The sequence below is a fragment of the Sphingopyxis sp. genome, from assembly GCF_025869345.1.
In the GTDB taxonomy this organism is placed as follows: Bacteria; Pseudomonadota; Alphaproteobacteria; order Sphingomonadales; family Sphingomonadaceae; genus Sphingopyxis.
Genome location: NZ_JAOZVW010000077.1, coordinates 1 through 18,989, shown reverse-complemented (window position 1 = coordinate 18,989; position 18,989 = coordinate 1). Strand labels below are relative to the sequence as shown.

The window sequence follows — 18,989 nt, the reverse complement described above, 5'->3', positions numbered from 1 at the left end:
TCTGACGTGTCCCATAGCGCGGAGTCATCCATCGCATCCAATCGAATTGCATCCATCGATCATACGTCTATACTATGGCTTATGCGAATGAGACAGGTCGAGGCGTTTCGCGCCGTGATGATGAGCGGGGGCATTACCGCCGCCGCGACGATGCTCAACATCAGCCAGCCGTCGGTGAGCCGGCTGATCGCCGACATGGAGCGCGCGGTCGGCTTTCGCCTGTTCGACCGGCGCGGCGCGCGCGTTCACCCGACCGCGCAGGCGCAGGCGCTCTATGAAGCGGTGCGGCGAAGCTATGCCGGGCTCGACCTGCTCGACCAGGCGGCGCGGCGCATCCGCGCGCACCCGGTCGGCACGGTGCGGATCGCGGCGCTGGCGGCGATCGCGACGGCGATCCTGCCCGCGGTGATCGCGCGCTTTCGCATCCTTTATCCCGAGATCAAGATCACGGTCGAAGCGCTCGGCCAGCGCGCGATCGAGGAGCGGGTGTTCCTGGGGCAGGCCGACCTGGGCATCGGGATCGACGTGCCGGGCCGCGAGGGCATAAGATCGACTCCGCTCGCACGCGCCGAATATGTCTGCGCGCTTCCGGCCAATCATCCGCTGGCGGCGCGCGAGCGTGTGACAGTCGAGGATCTGGCGGGCGAGGAATTCATCGGCCCGATGCACGAGGCCGATGCGCTGTGGAACAGGATCGACGTCGTGCTCGAAACCGCGGGCATCGCGATCTCACGCCGGCTCGAGACGCAGCAGTCGCACACCCTTTATGCCTTCATCGAAGCGGGGCTGGGCGTATCGATCGCCGAACCGTTCAGCGCACCGCTGTTCCACCGGCTGGGCGTCGCGATTCGTCCCTTCACCCCGCCGGTCGAACTCGACTTCGGTCTGCTCGAACCCGACATCGGCCCGACGCCCGAGATCGTCGCCTGGCTGAACGCCGACGTCGCGCGCGAGACCGCGGCGTGCCTGGCGCATGTGCGGAAAGTGGTGGCGGCGCGGTAGTGGGGGCAGGTTTGTGGTGGAAAGCCGTCGTTCCCCACCTTCGTCATTCCCGCGAAAGCGGGAACCCAGCGTGGGATTAGCCGACGCACGCTCTGGGTCCCCGCTTTCGCGGGGATGACAAAGTTAGGAGATGCCGGGCGTCCGCAATCGGTCAATAGCCGCCTTTCATCCAAGCCATAGCATTTGGACATAATTCACCGATATTTCTCGATTGGACTGCAATGATTTTAGCGGTCATCCCTAGGCTGGCAGATTGACCGCATTGTCAATTGAATGAGTAGATATTAGGAGGCGTGCCGAGCCTCCTACTCGATGCATGAGCGGACGCAGATCCGCTGCCGCTTCTTGGGGAGGATGAAATGAAGTTTTCGCCGTTCAAAAAATCGCTGCTCCTGTCATCGGTGCTGGGCGCCGCCGCCTTGGCCGCGCCCGCCGTCGCGCAGGACGCCGCGGCAGCGGCCGACGCGCCCTTCGCCAACAACGACATCATCGTCACCGCGCAGAAGCGCGCGCAGAATCTGCAGGACGTGCCCGTCGCCATCTCGGTCGTGTCGGGCGACATGCTCGAGCGCGCCAACGTCAATTCGGCCGAACAGCTTTTCCAGCGTGTCCCGACGCTGACCTTCCGCAAGGGCAACACAAACAAGGATTCGGCGCTGTCGATCCGCGGCGTCGGCACGATCAGTTTCTCGTCGGGGGTCGAACCCTCCGTCTCGACGGTGATCGACGGCGTCGTCTATGCCCGCACCGGGCAGCAGACGTCGGACTTCCTTGATGTCGAGCGCATCGAAGTGCTGCGCGGGCCGCAGGGCAGCCTGTTCGGCAAGAACGCATCGGCCGGTGTCATCAATATCGTGACGCGCGAACCCGACGACGCGCTGGGCGGCTATGTCGATGCCGCCTGGTACGAGGGCAATGAATATCGCATCCGCGGCAGCGTCGGCGGCGCGCTCGGCGACGGCGTCAAGGCGTCGCTCACCGGCTTCTGGTCGCAATATGACGGCAACGGCCGCAACGTGTTCAACGGCCACAAGGTCAACGGCTATGAACATTGGGGCGTGCGCGGCAAGCTGATCGCCGAACCCACCGACGCGCTGAAGATCACGCTGATCGCCGACTATTCGAAGAACAGCGACAATGGCTATGCCGACAGCATCGGCACCGTCTTTTCCTCCGCGTTCAACGATGCGGTGTTCAAGCCGAGCCTCGCGCCGCTGACGCTCGACGGCAAGAACAAGGACATCGACAACGACCTCGACCCCTATACCAAGGACAAGAACAGCGGTGTGTCGGGGCAGATCGACTATGATTTCGGCGGCGTAACGCTGACCTCGATCACCGCCTATCGCCACTGGTATAATTTCCAGGTCCGCGACGGCGATTTCCGCTCGGACGCGCCGTCCTACGTCAATACCGGCACCGCGTCGGGCGACGTGCGCTCGCACGACCGCGGCGACCTGAAGTTCGACCAGTTCACGCAGGAATTGCGCATCGCCTCGTCGAACCCGCAATTCTTCGAATATGTCGCGGGCCTCTATTATTACCACACGAAGGAAGTCGACTTCTTCAACCGCACGGTCACCGCCTGCACCGCCTCGACGCTGCCGACGGTGGGCGGGCTGACGCCGTGCGCCGCCGGGTCGTCGACCTATACGACCAACGAGGGCAACGCCGACTTCACCACGACGCTGACCAGCTATTCGGCGTTCGGCCAGGGCACGCTCAACTTCACCGACGCCTTCCGCGGCATCCTGGGCCTGCGCTATACCGAGGACAAGGTCAGCTATGACTTCGCCCGCACCTCGACCCAGACGACCGCGTTCAGCGGGGTGAATCCGGCCTTCAGCGCAGACGGGTCGATCAAGGATCATGGCTGGTCGGGCAATGCCGGCCTGCAATATGACGTGTCCGACGACATCATGGCCTATGGCATGTATACCCGCGGCTACAAGGGACCGGCGCTCAACGTCTTCTTCAACATGCAGGCGCGCGACACCGGCCGCATCGATCCCGAAAAGTCGAATGCCTATGAGGCGGGGCTCAAGATGCGGCTGTTCGACCGCAAGCTGACGCTGAACCTCGCGGCCTTCTACGCCAAATATAATAATTATCAGGCGAACTTCCTCGACATCGTCGCGGGACAGGTCGTCACCCGCCTGACCAATGCCGGTTCGGTGTCGACGCGCGGCATCGAGATGGATTTCAACGCCGCGATCACCGACGATTTCCAGCTTTCGGGCGGCTTCAACTACACCGACGCCCACATCAACACCTTCATCTGCCCGACCGGCGCGGCGGTCACCTGCGCCGACGCGATCAACGGCAAGCCGCTGCCCTTTGCCCCCAAATACAAGGGCACGGTGACGATGGACTGGCGCCTGCCGCTGAACCTCGACGGCTTCAATGTCGATCTGAACAGCTCGCTCACCTATCAGAGCAAGACCAATTTCGACATCAACCAGAACCCCAACGCCTTCCAGAGCCCCTATGCGATCTGGGATGCGGGGATCACGCTGCGCACCGCCGACGACAAATATGCGCTGTCGTTCCTGGTCAAGAACATCACCGACAAGCAGTTCGTCATCCAGCGCATCCCGAACGGCACCTCGTTCATGCGCCAGATCACCCCGCGCGATGCCGAACGCTATGTCGGCGTCACCGGGCGGGTGAACTTCTAAGCCCCCTGCCCCGGCGCGCGGGGCGGGCCCACCCCGCGGCGGGGGGGAGTTTTGCGGACCCCCAGGAAAAGTTTAAAAGTCGGCCCCAGCAAGGGCGCCGCCGCCGGCGGCGGGGGAGGGCGGGGCGGCGATCAAAGATTCGCGATGAAAGGAAATTCGCCCATGGCGCTCGACGCGCTCGACACAGGCTTTGCCCTCCGCCTCGGCGGGCGGACGATCCTGTCGCACCGCGAGGACGCCCCCTGTTTTTTCGTCGGGCGCGGCGAGCCGCATGTCCACGGGGCGCTCGGCCATTTCGACGTAACGCAGGACGTGATCGAACGGCGCGCGCTGGCCTATGCCGAGGTTCAAGGCGATGTCGTGCGCTTTGCCGAAAGCGAAGGCGCGCCCTGCCTGCTCGAAGCGGCGGTGTCGGGCGACGGAGACGATGCTACGATCACCCTGAAAGCGCTCGACCCGGCGCTCAACCGGCTGTGGCTGCGCGTTCCCGCGGAGGCGGGCGAGCATGTCTGGGGCGGCGGCGAGCAATTTTCCTATTTCGACCTTCGCGGCCGGCATTTTCCTTTGTGGTCGAGCGAACCCGGCAACGGCCGCGACCCGTCCTCGCCGCTGTTCCGGCAGGTCGAGGCGCATCGCAAGGGCGGCGGCGGCAGCTATGCCCACACCAATTATCCGCAGCCGACCTATGTGAGTTCGCGGCGCTATGCGCTGCATGTCGACAGCTTCGCCTATGCGGCGTTCGATTTTCGCAATGCCGATTATCACGAAGTCGAGGTCTGGGAGATTCCGGCGCGGATCGAGCTGTGGGCGCGGCCGCGTTTCACCGATCTCGTCTCGGCGCTGTCGGCGCGCTTCGGGCGCCAGCCGCCGCTGCCCGAATGGCTGCTCAAGGGCGCGGTGATCGGGCTCAAGGACGGCGACGAGAGCTTTACGCGCCTCAAGGCCTTTGAGGACGCCGGGGTCGCAGTGTCGGGGCTGTGGTGCGAGGATTGGGTCGGCCTGCGCATCACCAGCTTCGGCAACCGGTTGTTCTGGGACTGGCAATGGAATGCGAAGCGCTATCCCGATCTGCCTGCACGGATCGCGGAATTGCGCGAACGCGGCATTCGCTTCCTCGGCTATGTGAATCCCTATCTCGCGGTCGACGGACCGCTCTATGCCGAGGCGGCAGCACTGGGCCTGCTGGTGATGCGGCCCGACCGCGACGAGCCTTATGTGATCGATTTCGGCGAATTCGATTGCGCGCATGTCGACTTCACCAATCCGGCGGCGGCGGACTGGTTCGCCGACACGATCATCGGCGAGAAGATGATCGATTTCGGCCTGTCGGGCTGGATGGCCGACTTCGGCGAATATCTGCCCGTCGATGTCCGGCTGGCGAACGGCGAGAGCGGGATGACCGCGCACAACCGCTGGCCGGCGCTGTGGGGCGAGGTGAATGCGAAGGGGATCGCAGGACGCGGCCAGACGGGCGAGATGATGGTGTTCATGCGCTCGGGCGCCGCCGGGGTGCAGGGGCATTGTCCGATGCTGTGGGCGGGCGACCAGGCGGTCGATTTCAGCCGTCACGACGGGATCGGCACGGTGATCTGCGCGGCGCTGTCGGCGGGGATGCTCGGCAACGCGCATCATCACAGCGATTGCGGCGGCTATACCAGCCTGTTCGACACGGTGCGCCATGCCGAACTGGCGATGCGCTGGGCCGAAATGTCGGCCTTCACATCGATGATCCGCACCCATGAAGGCAACCGGCCGCGGCAGAATGTCCAATATGACGACAGTCCCGAACTGCTCGCGCATTTCGCGAAGATGACGCGGATTTACGCGCATCTGGCGCCCTATATCCGGCGCTTGTCGCGGGAAGCGTCGGAGACCGGGCTGCCGGTGCAGCGGGCGTTGTTTCTGCATTTCGAGGACGACCCCGAAACCTATGCGATCCAGACGTCGTATCTGCTCGGCCCCGACCTGCTCGTCGCGCCGGTGATCGCGGCGGGGAAAAGCGAGTGGACGACCTATCTACCCGCGGGGGCCGAGTGGGTGCATGTCTGGTCGAAGCAGACCTATGCGGGCGGCGGCGACGTGACCGTGGCGGCGCCGTTCGGGGAGCCGCCGGTCTTTTATCGCGCCGGGTCGCCGGATGCGGCGCTGTTCGACGCGATCCCGTCGGCCTGAGCGGCATCCTTCAGCACCGCGACGAAGGCGGCGACCAGCGCGCTGCGACTGCGGTTGCGCAGGAGGTGGATGGCGTCGCGGGTGACCTCCGACGGCGGGAGCGCGATCATCGCGAGGCCGCTGCGCAGCGCCAGACGCCGCGGCACGACGGTGATCGCGCGACCGCTCTTTGCCATGTCGAGGCAGGCGGCGGTGGAATCGAGCTCGTAATCGGGGAATCGTCCGGCAGCGAAGCGGGCGCGGATCGCGCGCGGAAAATTGCTGCCCGGCGCGGGGCGCGGGAGCGCCCAGGGAAAATCGCCACTGTCGCCCTCCCCCCGCGCGAGCGGGTGATCGGGCGCGCAGACGAGCACCAGCGGCTCGGGCGGCAGCGGGATGCACAGCACTTCGTCGGCGTGGGCGGACGTGGCGAATTTCGCGCGGTTGCAGACGACGAGATCGAGGCGGCGGTCGACGAGGGTTTCGAGCAATTGCTCGGACGGCCCGCCGGTGACGGTGACGCGGACGCCGGGGTGTCTTTCGGCGAAGCGCGCGATCGCGTCGGTGAGCAAAGGTTGCAGCGGATAGGGACCGGCGCCGACCGCGACGGTGCCGCTGCTCGGCTGGCCGAGCCCGCGCGCTTCCTGTTCGAGGTTCGCCGAAGCGGCGATGACATCGCGCGCCGAGCGGATCAGGCGGTCGGCGTCGCTCGTCGGGCGGACATAATGGGTGGTGCGGTCGAACAGCGTGGCGTCCAACTCCCCCTCGAGCTTCTGGATCGACCGGGTCAGCGCCGATTGCGTCAGGCCGAGTTCGTCGGCGGCGCGCGCATAGCTGCCGAGACGGTAGAGCGTGTCGAAATGGCGCAGGCGGCGGAGGTTCATGCCGCGCACCATATCATTCCCATTATGCAATACCAATGCCCCGGTCATTCGCATAGCGTGACGCCATGAGCAGCACCCAACTCGATGCGCGGCGGCGTGCGCAAATCTTTGCCGAGCTGGAATCGCGGACGTTCGATCTTGCGGTGATCGGCGGCGGGATTACGGGCGCGGGGATCGCGCGCGATGCCGCGATGCGCGGGCTGTCGGTGGCGCTGGTCGAGGCGCGTGACTATGCGAGCGGGACGAGCAGCCGAAGCTCCAAGATGATACACGGTGGCCTCCGCTATCTGGCGCAGGGCGACATCGCGCTGGTCAAGGAAGCGGCGTCGGAACGGCAGGTGCTACGGCGGATCGCGCCGCATCTGACGCGGCTGTCGCCGTTCCTGATCCCGACAACGAACATGGCGATGACCGCGAAGCTGCGCACGGGGCTGTGGACCTTCGAGAAGCTCGGCGGGGTGCCCGAGGCCGAGAAGCATGAGGTGATCGGCCTTACCGAATTGCAGCGGCGCGAGCCGCTGATGCGCACCGACCGGCTGAACGGCGCGGTGCTCTATCCCGAGTTCCTGACCGACGACGCACGGCTGGTGCTGGCCAATATCCGCAGCGCGCAGGGTGCGGGCGCGGTGGTGGTCAACCATGCGGCGGCGTCGGACCTGACGAGCGACGGCCTGGTCGCAACCTCGACGCTGGGCGATAATCTCGGCGCGCGGATCAGGGCGAAGCTGGTCGTGAACGCCGCGGGCGCGTGGGTCGACGCGGTGCGCGGGCTCGAAGCGGGCGAAGGCGATGCGCGGCTGTCGCTAAGCCGCGGCATCCATCTGGTGCTGCCGCGCGAGCGGCTCCCCATCAACGCCACCCTGATCATCCGCGCGCCCGACAAGCGCAGTATCTTCGCGGTGCCGCGCGGCGCCTTCACCTATATCGGTACGACCGACGTGTTCCACGACGGCGCCGATTACTGGCCCGCGCCGACGCGCGACGACATCGACTATCTGCTGCGCGCCACCGAAGCGGCGCTGAGCATCGACCCGATCGGGGATGCCGAGATCGTCTCGCTCTGGTCGGGGGTGCGACCGTTGATCGCGCAGCCGGGGAAGAAAGCGAACGAGGTGTCGCGCAAGGATGAGATCTGGACCTCGCCAAGCGGACTGGTCTCGATCGCGGGGGGCAAGCTCAGCGCCTATCGCGCGATGGCCGAGCGGGTGGTCGATCTGGTCGCGGGCCGGCTGGGCAGGAACGCCCTGCCCTGCTCGACCGCCGACGCCCCGCTGCCGGGCGGATCGCGGAGCGTCGGCGACAGCCTGAGCCGCCTCGATCCGCGCGCCGCCGAGCGGCTGGCCGGGCTTTATGGCGACGAAGCGAGCGAGATACTGATCGCGGGCGGCGATGTCGCGGCCGAAGCGGCGCGCGCGGTGACGCACGAAGGCGCGGCAAGGCTCGAGGATTATTGGGTGCGCCGCAGCGCGCGCGCCTGGTTCGACCGGGACGCGGGCCTTGCCGCGCTGGCGCCCGCCGCCGAGGCGATGGGGGCGCTGCTCGGATGGGATGATGCCGCCAGGGCGGCCGAGATCGCGCATTGCCAGCGGATCAACGATGAAAGCCGCAGGCTTTTGGGAGAGTGAGATGAGTTCGATTGCCGAAGCCCTTGCCAGCGCCATCGGCGCCGACCGCGTCGCGAGCGACGCCGATACACTGAATGCGCGGCGTTACGACCAGTGGGCGGTCAAGCATCTGCGCGACTGGCGCGGCGAAGCCGTGCCCGCGCCGGGCTGCGTCGTGCGGCCGCAATCGGTGGAGGATGTGCAGAAGGTCGTGCGCCTTGCCGCCGAGCGCTGCGTGCCGCTGATCCCCTACGGCCTCGGCAGCGGGGTGTGCGGCGGGATCGAGCCGACGCCGGACGCGATCCTGCTCGACATGAGCGCGATGAACCGGGTGCGGTTTATCGACAGCGACGATCTGCTGGCGAGCTTCGATGCCGGGCTCAACGGCATGGAAGCCGAAGAAGCGGTCGCGGCCCACGGCCTGACGATCGGGCATTGGCCGCAGTCGATCGCGATCAGCAGCGTCGGCGGCTGGGTGTCGACGCGCGCGTCGGGGCAATTTTCGACCGCCTATGGCAATATCGAGGACATCATCCATTCGATCGAGGCGGTGCTGCCGAACGGCGAACTGGTGACGCTGGGCAAGGCGGTGCGCGCCGCCGCCGGGCCCGACCTCCGCCACCTGCTGATGGGCGCCGAAGGAACGATGGGCGTCATCACCGGCGTGACGTTCTCGCTGCGCGCGAAGGCGCCGCACCGCGATTACAGCATCTTCTATGCGAACGACATGCGCGCCGGGTTCGAGGCGCAGCGGCGGATCGTCCGCGCCGACTGGCGCCCGCCGGTGATGCGCCAATATGACGGGCGCGAGGTGCGGCGGCTGTTCCGCGATTACGAACGCGACGGCAAGGCGATGCTGCTGATGGTTCACGAAGGGCCGCAGGCGCGCGTCGAGGCCGAGCTTGCGGCGATGCGCGAGATTTGCGCGAGCGCGGGCCTCGAGGCGGGCGATCCGATGGCGGCGAAGCAATGGATCGAAAAGCGCAACCATGTGCCGAGTTGGCGCGACATGTTCGAGCGCGGCTATGTCGCCGACACGGTCGAGATTTCGGGGCGCTGGAGCGAGATCGGCGCGATCTATGACGACAGCATCGCGGCGCTGAACGCGATCCCCGGCGTCATCAACGCGTCGGCGCACAGCAGCCATGTCTATCGATCGGGGATCAACCTCTATTTCAGCTTCGCCGCGACCTTCGAGGATAGCGCGAAGATGGAGCCCGCCTATTTCGCGGGCTGGCGCGCGATCATGGAAGCGACCGCGAAACATGGCGGCGGGGTCGCGCACCATCATGGCGCGGGGCGATTGAGGAAGCCTTATCTGCACCATGATCTGGGCGAGAATGGCGTGGCGTTGCTGCGACGGGTGAAGGATGCTCTCGATCCGGAGGGGATGATGAATCCGGGCAATCTGATACCCGATGCGTGAGCATGCCGTCATTGCGAGCGGAGCGAAGCAATCCAGAGCGGTTTACGCCACCTCTGGATTGCCGCGCGGCTTCGCCGCTCGCAATGACGCTTGCTGGGATTTCAGGTGAATAGCCACGGCCCTCTCCTCCTCGCGCTCGATGCGGGCACCACGGGCGCCCGCGCGATGCTCGTCGATCCGGCGGGGGCGGTGCTGGGTATCGACAAGAGGCCGATCGCCAACCGCTTCCCCGCCCCCGGGCTGGTCGAGCAGGATGCGGGCGCGGTGTGGGACATCTGCCGCGCGGTGATCGATGGCGCGCTGGCCGCCGCCGGGCGCAGCATCGCCGACGTCGCGGCGATCGGCGTGACGACGCAGCGCGCGAGCGTGGTCCTGTGGGACCGCGCCAGCGGCGAGCCGGTCGCGCCGATGCTCGTGTGGAGCGACCTGCGCGGGATGGACGAATATAAGGCGCTGCGCGCGGCGGGCTTCACCGCCTGGCCGCAGGTGCCCTCCGCCAAGCTGCCCGCGGCGATCGCACTGTCGGGGCGCGATCCCAAGGACTTGCAATGGGGGACGCTCGATAGCTGGCTGACCTACAAGCTGAGCGGCGCGCATGTCACCGATGCCTCGGCGGGCTGGCTGACGGGCTATTATGATTTTGCGCGCGGGAGCGGGTGGGACGCGGCCTTGCTGGCGCACCAGCGCCTGCCCGCGAGCCTGTTCCCGGCGCAGACCCAAAGCTGGGGCGCGATTGCCGAGACCGACCCCGCCATACTCGGCGCGCGGGTGCCGATCACCGCGCTGATCGCCGACCAGGAGGCGGCGATGGTCGCGCACGGCGCACTGGCGCGCGGCGACTGGAAGGCGACTTATGGCACGTCGGGCGTGCTGATGGCGGGAACCGGCGATGCGCCGCAGGAGGTGCATAAAAGTATGCCCGCCGAGGCGCTGGCCTTTGCGGGCGGCAAGCGGCGCTTCTGCGTCGAAGGCATGGTGAACACGACCGGATCGCTGATCGAGTGGCTGTGCGGCACGCTGGGGCTGTTCGTGTCGCCGGCGGCGATGGAGGTAGCGGCGGCTTCGGTGAGCACGGCAGGGAATGTCGTGGTGCGGCCGTCGCTGGCGGGCATGGGCGCACCGCATGGGAAGTTCGAAGCGCGCGGGCTGATCGCCGGGCTGAGCTTTGCCGACGGGCCGGGCGAGGTTGCGCGGGCGGCGTTGCAGGGCATCGCCTTCCGCTTTCGCGAGATCGCCGAGGTGATCGCCGACGCGCTGCCGGTGCCCGAGGCGCTGCCCGTCGCGGGCGGGCTGTCGGCGAGCGATACGTTGATGCAGTTGCAGGCCGATGCGTTGCAGCGCCCGGTGCGGCGCCACGCGGTGCGCGAGGCGAGCGCCTATGGCGCGGCGCTGGCGGCAGGGATGGGCGCGGGGCTGTTCGGGGAAAGCGATCTTCAGAGGCTGGCGCGATACGATGCCGAGTTCTGGCCGAACGTCGGGCGCGATGAAGCCGATGCGGCGTTCGCGCGGTGGCGGGCGGCGGTGACGGTGTGATGCTTGCGTCTGGGCCATATCAAGCCCCTCCCCTTCAGGGGAGAGGTTGGGGTGGGGGCTCGAAACCTTGCGCAAGGCCGATGGCCCCCACCCCCAACCCCTCCCCTGAAGGGGAGGGGCTATTATGTTGCCCCGCTCACCTCGCGCCACAGCCCGCGCACGATGTCGCGCATCCTCTGCGCCTCGTCCCAGCGGTTCGTCAGCTCGCGGCCGTCGGGCGTCGTGATCGCGTAGGGCGGCGGGCCGAGCTCGCACATGAAGGTCAGCGCGTCGCCCTCGCGCGCCTGTTCGAGCCACAGCTCGAAACCGCGGCGCCACCAGGCAACATGCTGGTCGAGCCAGCCCTTGTGCTGCGGCGCGTCCAGCGCGACCTGCACCTGATGCGTCGTCGAAACGCGGCCGTGGAAATTGTGGCTCCCCTGCAGGATCGTCTCCATCGCCGCGAGCTGGTCATCACGCAGCGGCAATTCCATCTCGCCCGCGACCGGATAGTGCGACAGGTCGGCGGTCAGCGGCAGGCCGGGGCGCTCCTCGATCAGCCGCAGGGTGAAGAGGAGATCGTTGGTGAGGCGGCCGCGGTGGGTTTCGAACCAGACGGGCAGCGGCGCATCCTTCGCCGCGGCGGCGAGGCGATCGACGAGCCGCAATGCGGCGCCGAAATCGGCCGTCGGACCCGCGATCTGGACGTTAAGATGATGCGCGCCGAGCCGCTCCGCCTCGCCGATCCAATGGCTGAGCTGATCGGCGTCATGGACGAGTACCTGCCCCTCCCACGCAAGGCCGCGCGGGTTCATGACGCGCGCGACGCCGTCGGTGCGCGCGATGCGCGCGAGGTTCGTCCCGACGCCGTCGAACCCCGCCGCGACGACCCGTTCGAGCGCATCGTCGAGGCGGTTTTCGATGTCGAAGCCGGGGCATTTGTCGAGCCCCCAGACCGATTGAAGGACGAGCAGTTGCGGCATGACTTCCCTTTCAGACAGCGTTGTCATATCGTGATGGGGGTGGGAGTCAATTGACTTTAAAAAAGGCAAAATCTTCGTCATGCCGGGCTTGACCCGGCATCCCGCTTTTTGACGTCAAGGGCAAAGCGGGACCCCGGATCAAGCCTGTCCTGAGCTCAGTCGAAGGGTCCGGGGTGACGAAATAAGAAACGATTACGAGAGGATGTCATGAGTAGCGAATCCCCCGCCCCACCCGCCCCTCCGCAGGTGTCGCCCGCCTATCGGCGCTATGCGCTGACGGTGTTGCTCGTCATCTATATCCTCAATTTCCTCGACCGGCAGATCGTCTCGATCCTCGCCGAGCCGATCAAGCACGATCTCCATCTCGCCGACTGGCAGCTCGGGGTGATGACGGGGCTGGCCTTCGCGCTCTTCTACACCGTGCTCGGCATTCCGATCGCGCGCCATGCCGAGACCGGGCACCGGCCGCGAATCATCGCGGCGGCGGCGGGGCTGTGGAGCCTGTTCACCATCTCGTGCGGCTATGCGCAGAATTTCGTCCAGCTCACGCTGTGCCGTATCGGCGTCGGGATCGGCGAAGCGGGCTGCACGCCGCCCGCCCACTCGCTGATCACCGATTATACGCCGCGCGAAAAGCGCGCCTCCGCGCTCGCCTTCTATTCGCTGGGGACGCCGCTCGGCGGGCTGCTCGGGCTCGCGCTCGGCGGGCTGATCGCCGACGCTCATGGCTGGCGGACCGCCTTTCTGGTCGCCGGGCTGCCCGGGCTGCTGATGGCGGTCGTCGCCTGGACGACGTTGCGCGAGCCGCGGCGGCAGATGCATGTCGACCTCGCCGTGCTGAAGGCAGCGCGCCCCGACTTCAAGACCGCGATGGCGGAGATCCGCGGCAAGCGCACCTTCTGGCTGATCGCCTTTGCCGCCGCGATCAAGGCGTTCATCGGCTATGGCGCCGCGGCCTTTATCGCGCCCTTCTTCTTTCGCAATCATGCCGAGGAGCTGACCGCGATCGCGGGTGATTTCGGACTCGGGCTGACCGGCTTCCTCGGCGTCGCACTCGGCGTCGTACTCGGGCTGACCGGCGCGGTCGGGACGTGGATGGGCGGGTATCTGGCGGACCGCTACGGCGCGCGCGACCTGCGCGCCTATGTCGGCATCCCGGCGATCTCGACCCTGCTCGGCATCCCTTTCTATGTCGCCGCGCTGCTCGTCGATTCGGCGGTGACCGCGCTGATCCTCTTCGCCTTTCCGCCGATCCTCAACACGCTCTGGTACGGGCCGGGCTATGCCGCGGTGCAGGGGCTGGTGCGGCCGCAGACGCGCGCGACCGCGTCGGCGGTGCTGCTGTTCATCATCAACCTGATCGGGCTGGGGCTCGGCCCGCTCGGCGTCGGCGCGGTCAGCGATTTTCTAAGCGGGCCGATGGGGCTAGGGTCGGCGGAGGGCGTGCGATGGTCGCTGATGATCTTCATCCTGTTCGGCGCGCTCGCCTCGGCGCTGTTCTGGATGGCGCGCAGTTCGATCCGTGAGGAGATGGTCAGTTGAGTATCGCCAGCATTGCCCTGCCCCGCATCCTGCGCATCGGCGGCGGCGCATCGAAAGAGCTGCCCGAGGTGCTGGCGACGCTGGGACTGGCGCGGCCGCTGATCGTCACCGACGCCTTTCTGCTTGGCAGCGGGCGCGTCGAGGAACTGGTAGGCGGGCTGGCGGCGGCGGGAATCACCGCGCGCGTCTTTGCCGGCACGGTGCCCGACCCGACCGTGGCGTCGGTCGATGCGGGCGTCGCCTGTCTGCGCGAGGGCGACCATGACTGCATCGTCGGCTTCGGCGGCGGCAGCCCGCTCGACAGCGCCAAGGCGATCGCGGTGCTGGGCGAGCATGGCGGGGCGATGGCCGATTACAAGGCGCCGCATGTCCAGGACAAGGCCGGACTGCCGGTGATCGCGATCCCGACCACCGCGGGCACGGGGTCGGAAGCGACGCGCTTCACGATCATCACCGACGAGGCGACCGACGAGAAGATGCTGTGCCCCGGCCTCGCCTATCTGCCCGTCGCGGCGCTGGTCGATTACGAACTCACCTTCACCAAGCCGGTGCGGCTGACCGCCGACACCGGGATCGATTCGTTGACCCACGCGATCGAGGCCTATGTATCGAAGCGCGCGAACCCGTTCAGCGACGGCATGGCGCTGCTCGCGATGCGCGCGATCGCGCCGAACCTGCGCCGCGTATGCCGCGACCCGATGGATGCGGCGGCGCGCGAAGCGATGATGCTGGGTGCGACGCAGGCGGGGATCGCCTTTTCGAACAGCTCGGTCGCGCTGGTCCACGGGATGAGCCGCCCGATCGGCGCGCATTTCCATGTCCCGCACGGCCTGTCGAACGCGATGCTGCTCCCCGCGGTCACCACCTGGTCGGCGCCCGCGGCGCTCCACCGCTACGCCGACTGCGCAAGGGCGATGGGGGTGGCGGACGAGGCCGAGGGCGACCAGTCGGCGGTGGCGCGGCTGCTCGACGAGCTGGCGGCGCTCAACCGCGAGCTAGAGGTGCCGGGGCCGGCCGCATGGGGCATCGACGCGGCGCGCTGGGAGGCGCTGGTCCCGACGATGTGCGCGCAGGCGGCGGCGTCGGGATCGCCCGCGAACAACCCGCGGGTGCCGGATGAGGAGGAGATGGCGATGCTCTATGCGCAAGTATGGGCGGGAGAAAGCCGTCAGCAAACAGCGACGTCCGAATAATCGCCTGAACAGCTGGATTGCTTTCCGCGCAGCGTGGCACAACCCGACGCCCGAATGATCGTCCTCAGATCGCCGATCGCACCCGTCGCGACGGGGCCAAAATCCATTATGCCGCTACCATCATTCCATTCAGGAAACCGGGCAACAGCTATTCCCTTCCGTTCCATGGCACGGGTCAGTTGCGCCAAGCATTCCGGACTTCCTTCAACCGACAGCCTCCAATAGCTTTCGGCATGTGGCGATGGCGCTTCTCCGCACGAGAGAAGAGCCATGCATGAGGCGAAAATCACAATTTGGCGGGCCCGCATGGATATGTTGTTACACAGTGACGGTGCGATGACCAGCACCACAACCTTGATCCCGTTCATCGACAGGCAATCCGCGCCCTGCTTAAGCGCGCTCGCCCCGCTTCCCGCTCTCCTACGTCTCGATGTGGAGGCGGGGCATCCCAAGTCGACGTCACCCCGGACTTGATCCGGGGTCCCGCTCAGCAATGCAGCGAAGCGGGACCCCGGATCAAGTCCGGGGTGACGAAGCGAGGGCATTGGAGGGGTTCAGAGTATCAGCGGCCCGTGCTGCATCTTCGGCAGCACATGACGGGCGAAGAGGTCGGCCTCCGCCGCGTGGGGGTAGCCCGAGAGAATGAACGCCTCGATCCCCATGTCCTGATAGCGGGCGAGCTTCGCAAGCACCTGGTCGGGGTCGCCGACGATCGCGGCGCCGCAGCCCGAGCGGGCGCGGCCGACGCCGGTCCACAGACTATCCTCGACATAGCCGTCGTCCGACGCGGCTTCGCGCAAGGCGACCTGCGCGTTGACGCCGAAGCTTTGCGAATCGAGCGACTTGGCCTTGATCGCGGCACCCTTCTCCGCATCGAGCTTCGAGAGCAGGCGGTCGGCGGCAGTGCGCGCCTCGGCCTCGGTATCGCGGACGATCATGTGCGCGCGATAGCCGAATTTGAGCGTGCGGCCATAAGCGGCGGCGCGCGCGGTCATGTCGGCGATGATCTCCTTCACCACCTCCTCGCGGTCGGGCCACATCAGGAAGACGTCGCAGCCTTTCGCGGCAGCGTCGCGCGCGGCGGGGGACAGCCCACCGAAATAGAGCGGCGGCGCCTTGCCCGACACCATGCCGATGCGCGGCGGATCGAGCTTCAGCTTCCAGAACTCGCCGTCATGGTCGAGCGCCTCGCCGTTCAGCAGCGTCTTCAGGATATGCATCGCCTCGACCGTGCGGCGGTAACGCGGCTCGGACTCCATCGTCTCGCCCGGCATGTCCGACGAGATGATGTTGACGGTCAGCCGGCCGCCCAGAATGCGGTCGATCGTCGCGATCTGGCGCGCGAGCTGCGGCGGCCATGTCTCGCCGATGCGCACCGCCATCAGCAGGCGGATGCGCTTGACCAGCGTCGCGATCGCCGCGGCGAAGGCGGTGGTGTCGATGCCGAGCGCATAGCCCGAGGGGAGCAGGATATTGTCGAAGCCAAGGCTGTCCGCCTGCATCACGATATCGCGGCAATGCTCCCAGCTCGATTTGAGCATCGGGTCCGGAACGCCGAGAAATTCATAGTCGTCATCGCAAAGCGCCGAAAACCAGCTAACTTCGCACGTGCGATCGGTCATGGCAGATTCTCCCCCATCGAAATTTGCAGCACCGCGTACCATTCGGCGCGCGTCCAGCGCGGGGCGAAGGCTTGCGGGATTTCCCGGATGCGGTCCGGATTTTGGGTGCCGACGATCGGGATCGGGCGCGCGGGATGCGCCATCACCCAGCTATAGGTCGCGGCGGCGCGCGAGACGTCATATTCGGCGGCCTTGGCGTCGAGCAGCGCGGCGATGGCGCGCGTGCGTTCGTCGGCCGGATCGCCGAGCCGGCCGCCGCCGAGCGGCGACCAGGCGAGAAAGGCCATGCCCTCCGCCATCGACTGGTCGAAGATGCCGTCGAACAGCGGGTTCAGGTGAAGCGGCGAAAATTCGCTCTGGTGACTGACCACCGGAACCGGCAGGAATTTGGCGAGCGCCGCCGTCTGCGACGGCGTAAAGTTGGAGACGCCGATCGCGCCGATCTTGCCCGCGCGATGCGCTTCCTCGAGCGCGCGCGCCGCTTCCTGCGGATGGGTGAGCAGGTCGGGGCGGTGGATCTGCCACAGCTCGACATGATCGGTGCGCAGGCGCTTCAGCGAAATGTCGATCGCCGAGCCGAGATAGGGCGCGCTGCTGTCGTAGGGAACGCCGAGGATGATCCCGCCCTTGGTCGCAAGCAGCATCTTGTCGCGCAAGGCCGGCGCTTCGGCGAAGACCTCGCCGAGCAGCGCCTCGGCCGAGCCGAAGCCGCCGGGGGTGTCGCAACCATAGATGTCGGCGGTGTCGAAGAGAGTCACCCCCGCCTCCAACGCCGCGTCGATGCGCGCGCGGGCGGTGCCGACATCGGCACCGGCGAAGCGCCACATGCCCCAGGCGATCGGAGCGACCTCATGGCCGGCGAGAGACACGGTGGCGGGAGCGGGTAGATAATCTGACATCGCTGTCATATACTCCATGATCGAATGGATGGGAAGCGGGTTTCTATACGGTGCAGCTAATCTTTTACGTCGTCATCCCCGCTTTCGCGGGATGACGAGAATTACCTTCAATGCGCCAACACCTGCGCCTCGCCATCCTCCTCGTCCACCGCGACGATGCGCGGCAGGATAAGGTGGATCGCGGCGAGCGCGGCGAGATAGGTGAAAGCGCAGACGAGCATCATCGGCATGTAGCCACGGCCGGTGTCGAGCGACCAGCCCGCGAACTCGATCATCGCCATGCCCGACAGGTTCCCCGCGAAGGCGCCGATGCCGATCGCCGAACCGACGATCTTTGCTGGAAAAACGTCGGTGGTGAGGCCGAAGAGATTGGTCGAGAACCCCTGATGCGCGAAAAGGCCAAGGCCGAGGATCGCGGCGGCGACCCACGCGCTGTCGGCGTGGACGAGCAAAGGCACCGGCAGGATCAGCACGGCATAGATCAGCATCGACGCCTTGCGCGCGGCGTTGACGCTCCACCCGCGGGTCATCAGCAGCGACGGCAGAAAGCCGCCGGTGATGCCGCCGAGCGCGGCCATGAAATAGACGAAGGCGACCGGAAGCCCGAGCGTTCCCTGGCTGAGCCCGAAGACACGGTGGAAGAGGTCGGGCATGAAGAAGAGCAGGAACCACCAGACCTGATCGGTGAGCGCCTTGCCGAGGATCACCGCCCATTGGCGGCGGTCGCGCAGCAGGCTGCCCCATGCGATCTTCGTCGCGGCGGCGTCGGCGGCGCCGGGCTGTTCGGGGATGCGCACCATCAGCCACACCGCGACCCAGACGAGCCCGAGCCCGCCCGCGATTAGAAAGGTCGACTGCCACCCCCACATCAGCGCCATCAGCGGAATCAGCAACGGCGTCAGGATCGCCCCCACATTGGGGGCGATGCCGCCGAGGCCGAGGACGACCGAGCGTTCCTTGGCGTTGAAATAGGTCGCGGCGGTCTTCACCGCCGCCGGGGTGCCGATCGATTCGGCGGCGCCGAGCACCGCGCGCGAGGTGACGAAGCCCGCGACCGTGGTCACGAAGGCGTGCGCCATGCCCGCGAGGCTCCACACCCCCACCCCGATCGCGAAGCCGCGGCGCAGCCCGACCTTGTCGATGAACCAGCCGGTGCCGAGAAAGGCGAGCGCGGCGGCGAATTGAAAGGCCGAGGCCATGTGGCTGTAATTGCGGTCGGTCCAGTCGAACTCGGCCTGGAGGGTCGGTTTCAGGAGCGCGAGAATCTGGCGATCGACATAGTTGAGGACGATGGCGACGAAGACGAGCCCCACCAGCAGCCAGCGGCGTTTATCGGCGATTTGCGCCACCATCGTCTCTCCCCGAATCTCTTTTCGTGTTATGATCAGATAACGCTGTCATATCCGAAAGGACAGACGTTTTTTCACTACGGCAGGAATGGGGTGGGGAGCTGCCGTTTCCCCACCTTCGTCATTCCCGCGAAAGCGGGAACC

General features: G+C 66.8%; 14 protein-coding genes. 8 read left to right on the top strand and 6 right to left on the bottom strand.

Features of this window, described 5'->3' with window-relative positions:
* Positions 1-81 precede the first annotated feature (81 nt).
* The 3 genes from OJI97_RS08630 (at position 82) to OJI97_RS08620 (ending at position 5,852) form a co-directional block, all read left to right on the top strand.
* Entirely contained in the window at positions 82-1,002 is a 921-nt protein-coding gene (locus tag OJI97_RS08630) for a LysR substrate-binding domain-containing protein (RefSeq protein ID WP_297662657.1), read from the top strand.
* Between the two features lie 359 nt (positions 1,003-1,361).
* Positions 1,362-3,680, top strand: a complete 2,319-nt coding sequence (locus OJI97_RS08625) for a TonB-dependent receptor (protein ID WP_297662655.1) — start codon at positions 1,362-1,364, stop codon at positions 3,678-3,680.
* A 162-nt stretch (positions 3,681-3,842) separates the two neighbouring features.
* Positions 3,843-5,852, top strand: coding sequence for an alpha-glucosidase (locus tag OJI97_RS08620; RefSeq protein ID WP_297662653.1), 2,010 nt, complete (start codon positions 3,843-3,845; stop codon positions 5,850-5,852).
* Here the strand turns inward: OJI97_RS08620 and OJI97_RS08615 are convergent.
* A complete protein-coding gene (locus OJI97_RS08615; protein WP_297662651.1) occupies positions 5,798-6,715 on the bottom strand; it encodes a LysR family transcriptional regulator in 918 nt (305 codons plus the stop codon). The genes OJI97_RS08620 and OJI97_RS08615 overlap by 55 nt on opposite strands.
* 65 nt (positions 6,716-6,780) lie before the next feature.
* Here OJI97_RS08615 and OJI97_RS08610 point away from each other — a divergent pair, with 65 nt between their 5' ends.
* The 3 genes from OJI97_RS08610 to OJI97_RS08600 all read left to right on the top strand — a co-directional run bounded on the left by OJI97_RS08610 (position 6,781) and on the right by OJI97_RS08600 (position 11,278).
* Entirely contained in the window at positions 6,781-8,340 is a 1,560-nt protein-coding gene (locus OJI97_RS08610; RefSeq protein ID WP_297662650.1) for a glycerol-3-phosphate dehydrogenase/oxidase, read from the top strand.
* 1 nt (position 8,341) lies between these two features.
* Positions 8,342-9,745 (top strand): FAD-binding oxidoreductase, encoded by a 1,404-nt coding sequence (locus OJI97_RS08605; protein WP_297662648.1) that lies wholly within the window; start codon positions 8,342-8,344, stop codon positions 9,743-9,745.
* 105 nt (positions 9,746-9,850) lie between these two features.
* A complete protein-coding gene (locus tag OJI97_RS08600) occupies positions 9,851-11,278 on the top strand; it encodes an FGGY-family carbohydrate kinase (RefSeq protein WP_297662646.1) in 1,428 nt (475 codons plus the stop codon).
* Positions 11,279-11,400: 122 nt separating this feature from the next.
* Here OJI97_RS08600 and OJI97_RS08595 read toward each other — a convergent pair whose 3' ends face one another.
* Positions 11,401-12,267, bottom strand: coding sequence for a hypothetical protein (locus OJI97_RS08595; RefSeq protein WP_297662645.1), 867 nt, complete (start codon positions 12,265-12,267; stop codon positions 11,401-11,403).
* 180 nt (positions 12,268-12,447) lie between these two features.
* Between OJI97_RS08595 and OJI97_RS08590 the strand changes: the two genes are divergently transcribed.
* Both OJI97_RS08590 and OJI97_RS08585 read left to right on the top strand, forming a co-directional pair.
* Positions 12,448-13,782 carry an MFS transporter gene (locus tag OJI97_RS08590; protein WP_297662644.1) on the top strand — a complete coding sequence of 445 codons (1,335 nt, stop codon included), beginning with the start codon at positions 12,448-12,450 and terminating at the stop codon, positions 13,780-13,782.
* Positions 13,779-14,975 (top strand): iron-containing alcohol dehydrogenase, encoded by a 1,197-nt coding sequence (locus tag OJI97_RS08585; protein ID WP_297662643.1) that lies wholly within the window; start codon positions 13,779-13,781, stop codon positions 14,973-14,975. Before OJI97_RS08590 ends, OJI97_RS08585 begins: the two co-directional genes overlap by 4 nt.
* Here the strand turns inward: OJI97_RS08585 and OJI97_RS08580 are convergent.
* The 4 genes from OJI97_RS08580 to OJI97_RS08565 form a co-directional block, all read right to left on the bottom strand.
* Positions 14,951-15,343, bottom strand: coding sequence for a hypothetical protein (locus OJI97_RS08580; RefSeq protein WP_297662642.1), 393 nt, complete (start codon positions 15,341-15,343; stop codon positions 14,951-14,953). The two genes, OJI97_RS08585 and OJI97_RS08580, sit on opposite strands and share 25 nt — an antisense overlap.
* A 186-nt stretch (positions 15,344-15,529) precedes the next feature.
* Positions 15,530-16,597, bottom strand: coding sequence for an LLM class flavin-dependent oxidoreductase (locus OJI97_RS08575; RefSeq protein ID WP_297662641.1), 1,068 nt, complete (start codon positions 16,595-16,597; stop codon positions 15,530-15,532).
* A complete protein-coding gene (locus OJI97_RS08570; RefSeq protein ID WP_297662640.1) occupies positions 16,594-17,505 on the bottom strand; it encodes an aldo/keto reductase in 912 nt (303 codons plus the stop codon). Before OJI97_RS08570 ends, OJI97_RS08575 begins: the two co-directional genes overlap by 4 nt.
* A gap of 98 nt (positions 17,506-17,603) precedes the next feature.
* Positions 17,604-18,848, bottom strand: a complete 1,245-nt coding sequence (locus tag OJI97_RS08565; protein ID WP_297662639.1) for an MFS transporter — start codon at positions 18,846-18,848, stop codon at positions 17,604-17,606.
* Between the last annotated feature and the right edge of the window lie 141 nt (positions 18,849-18,989).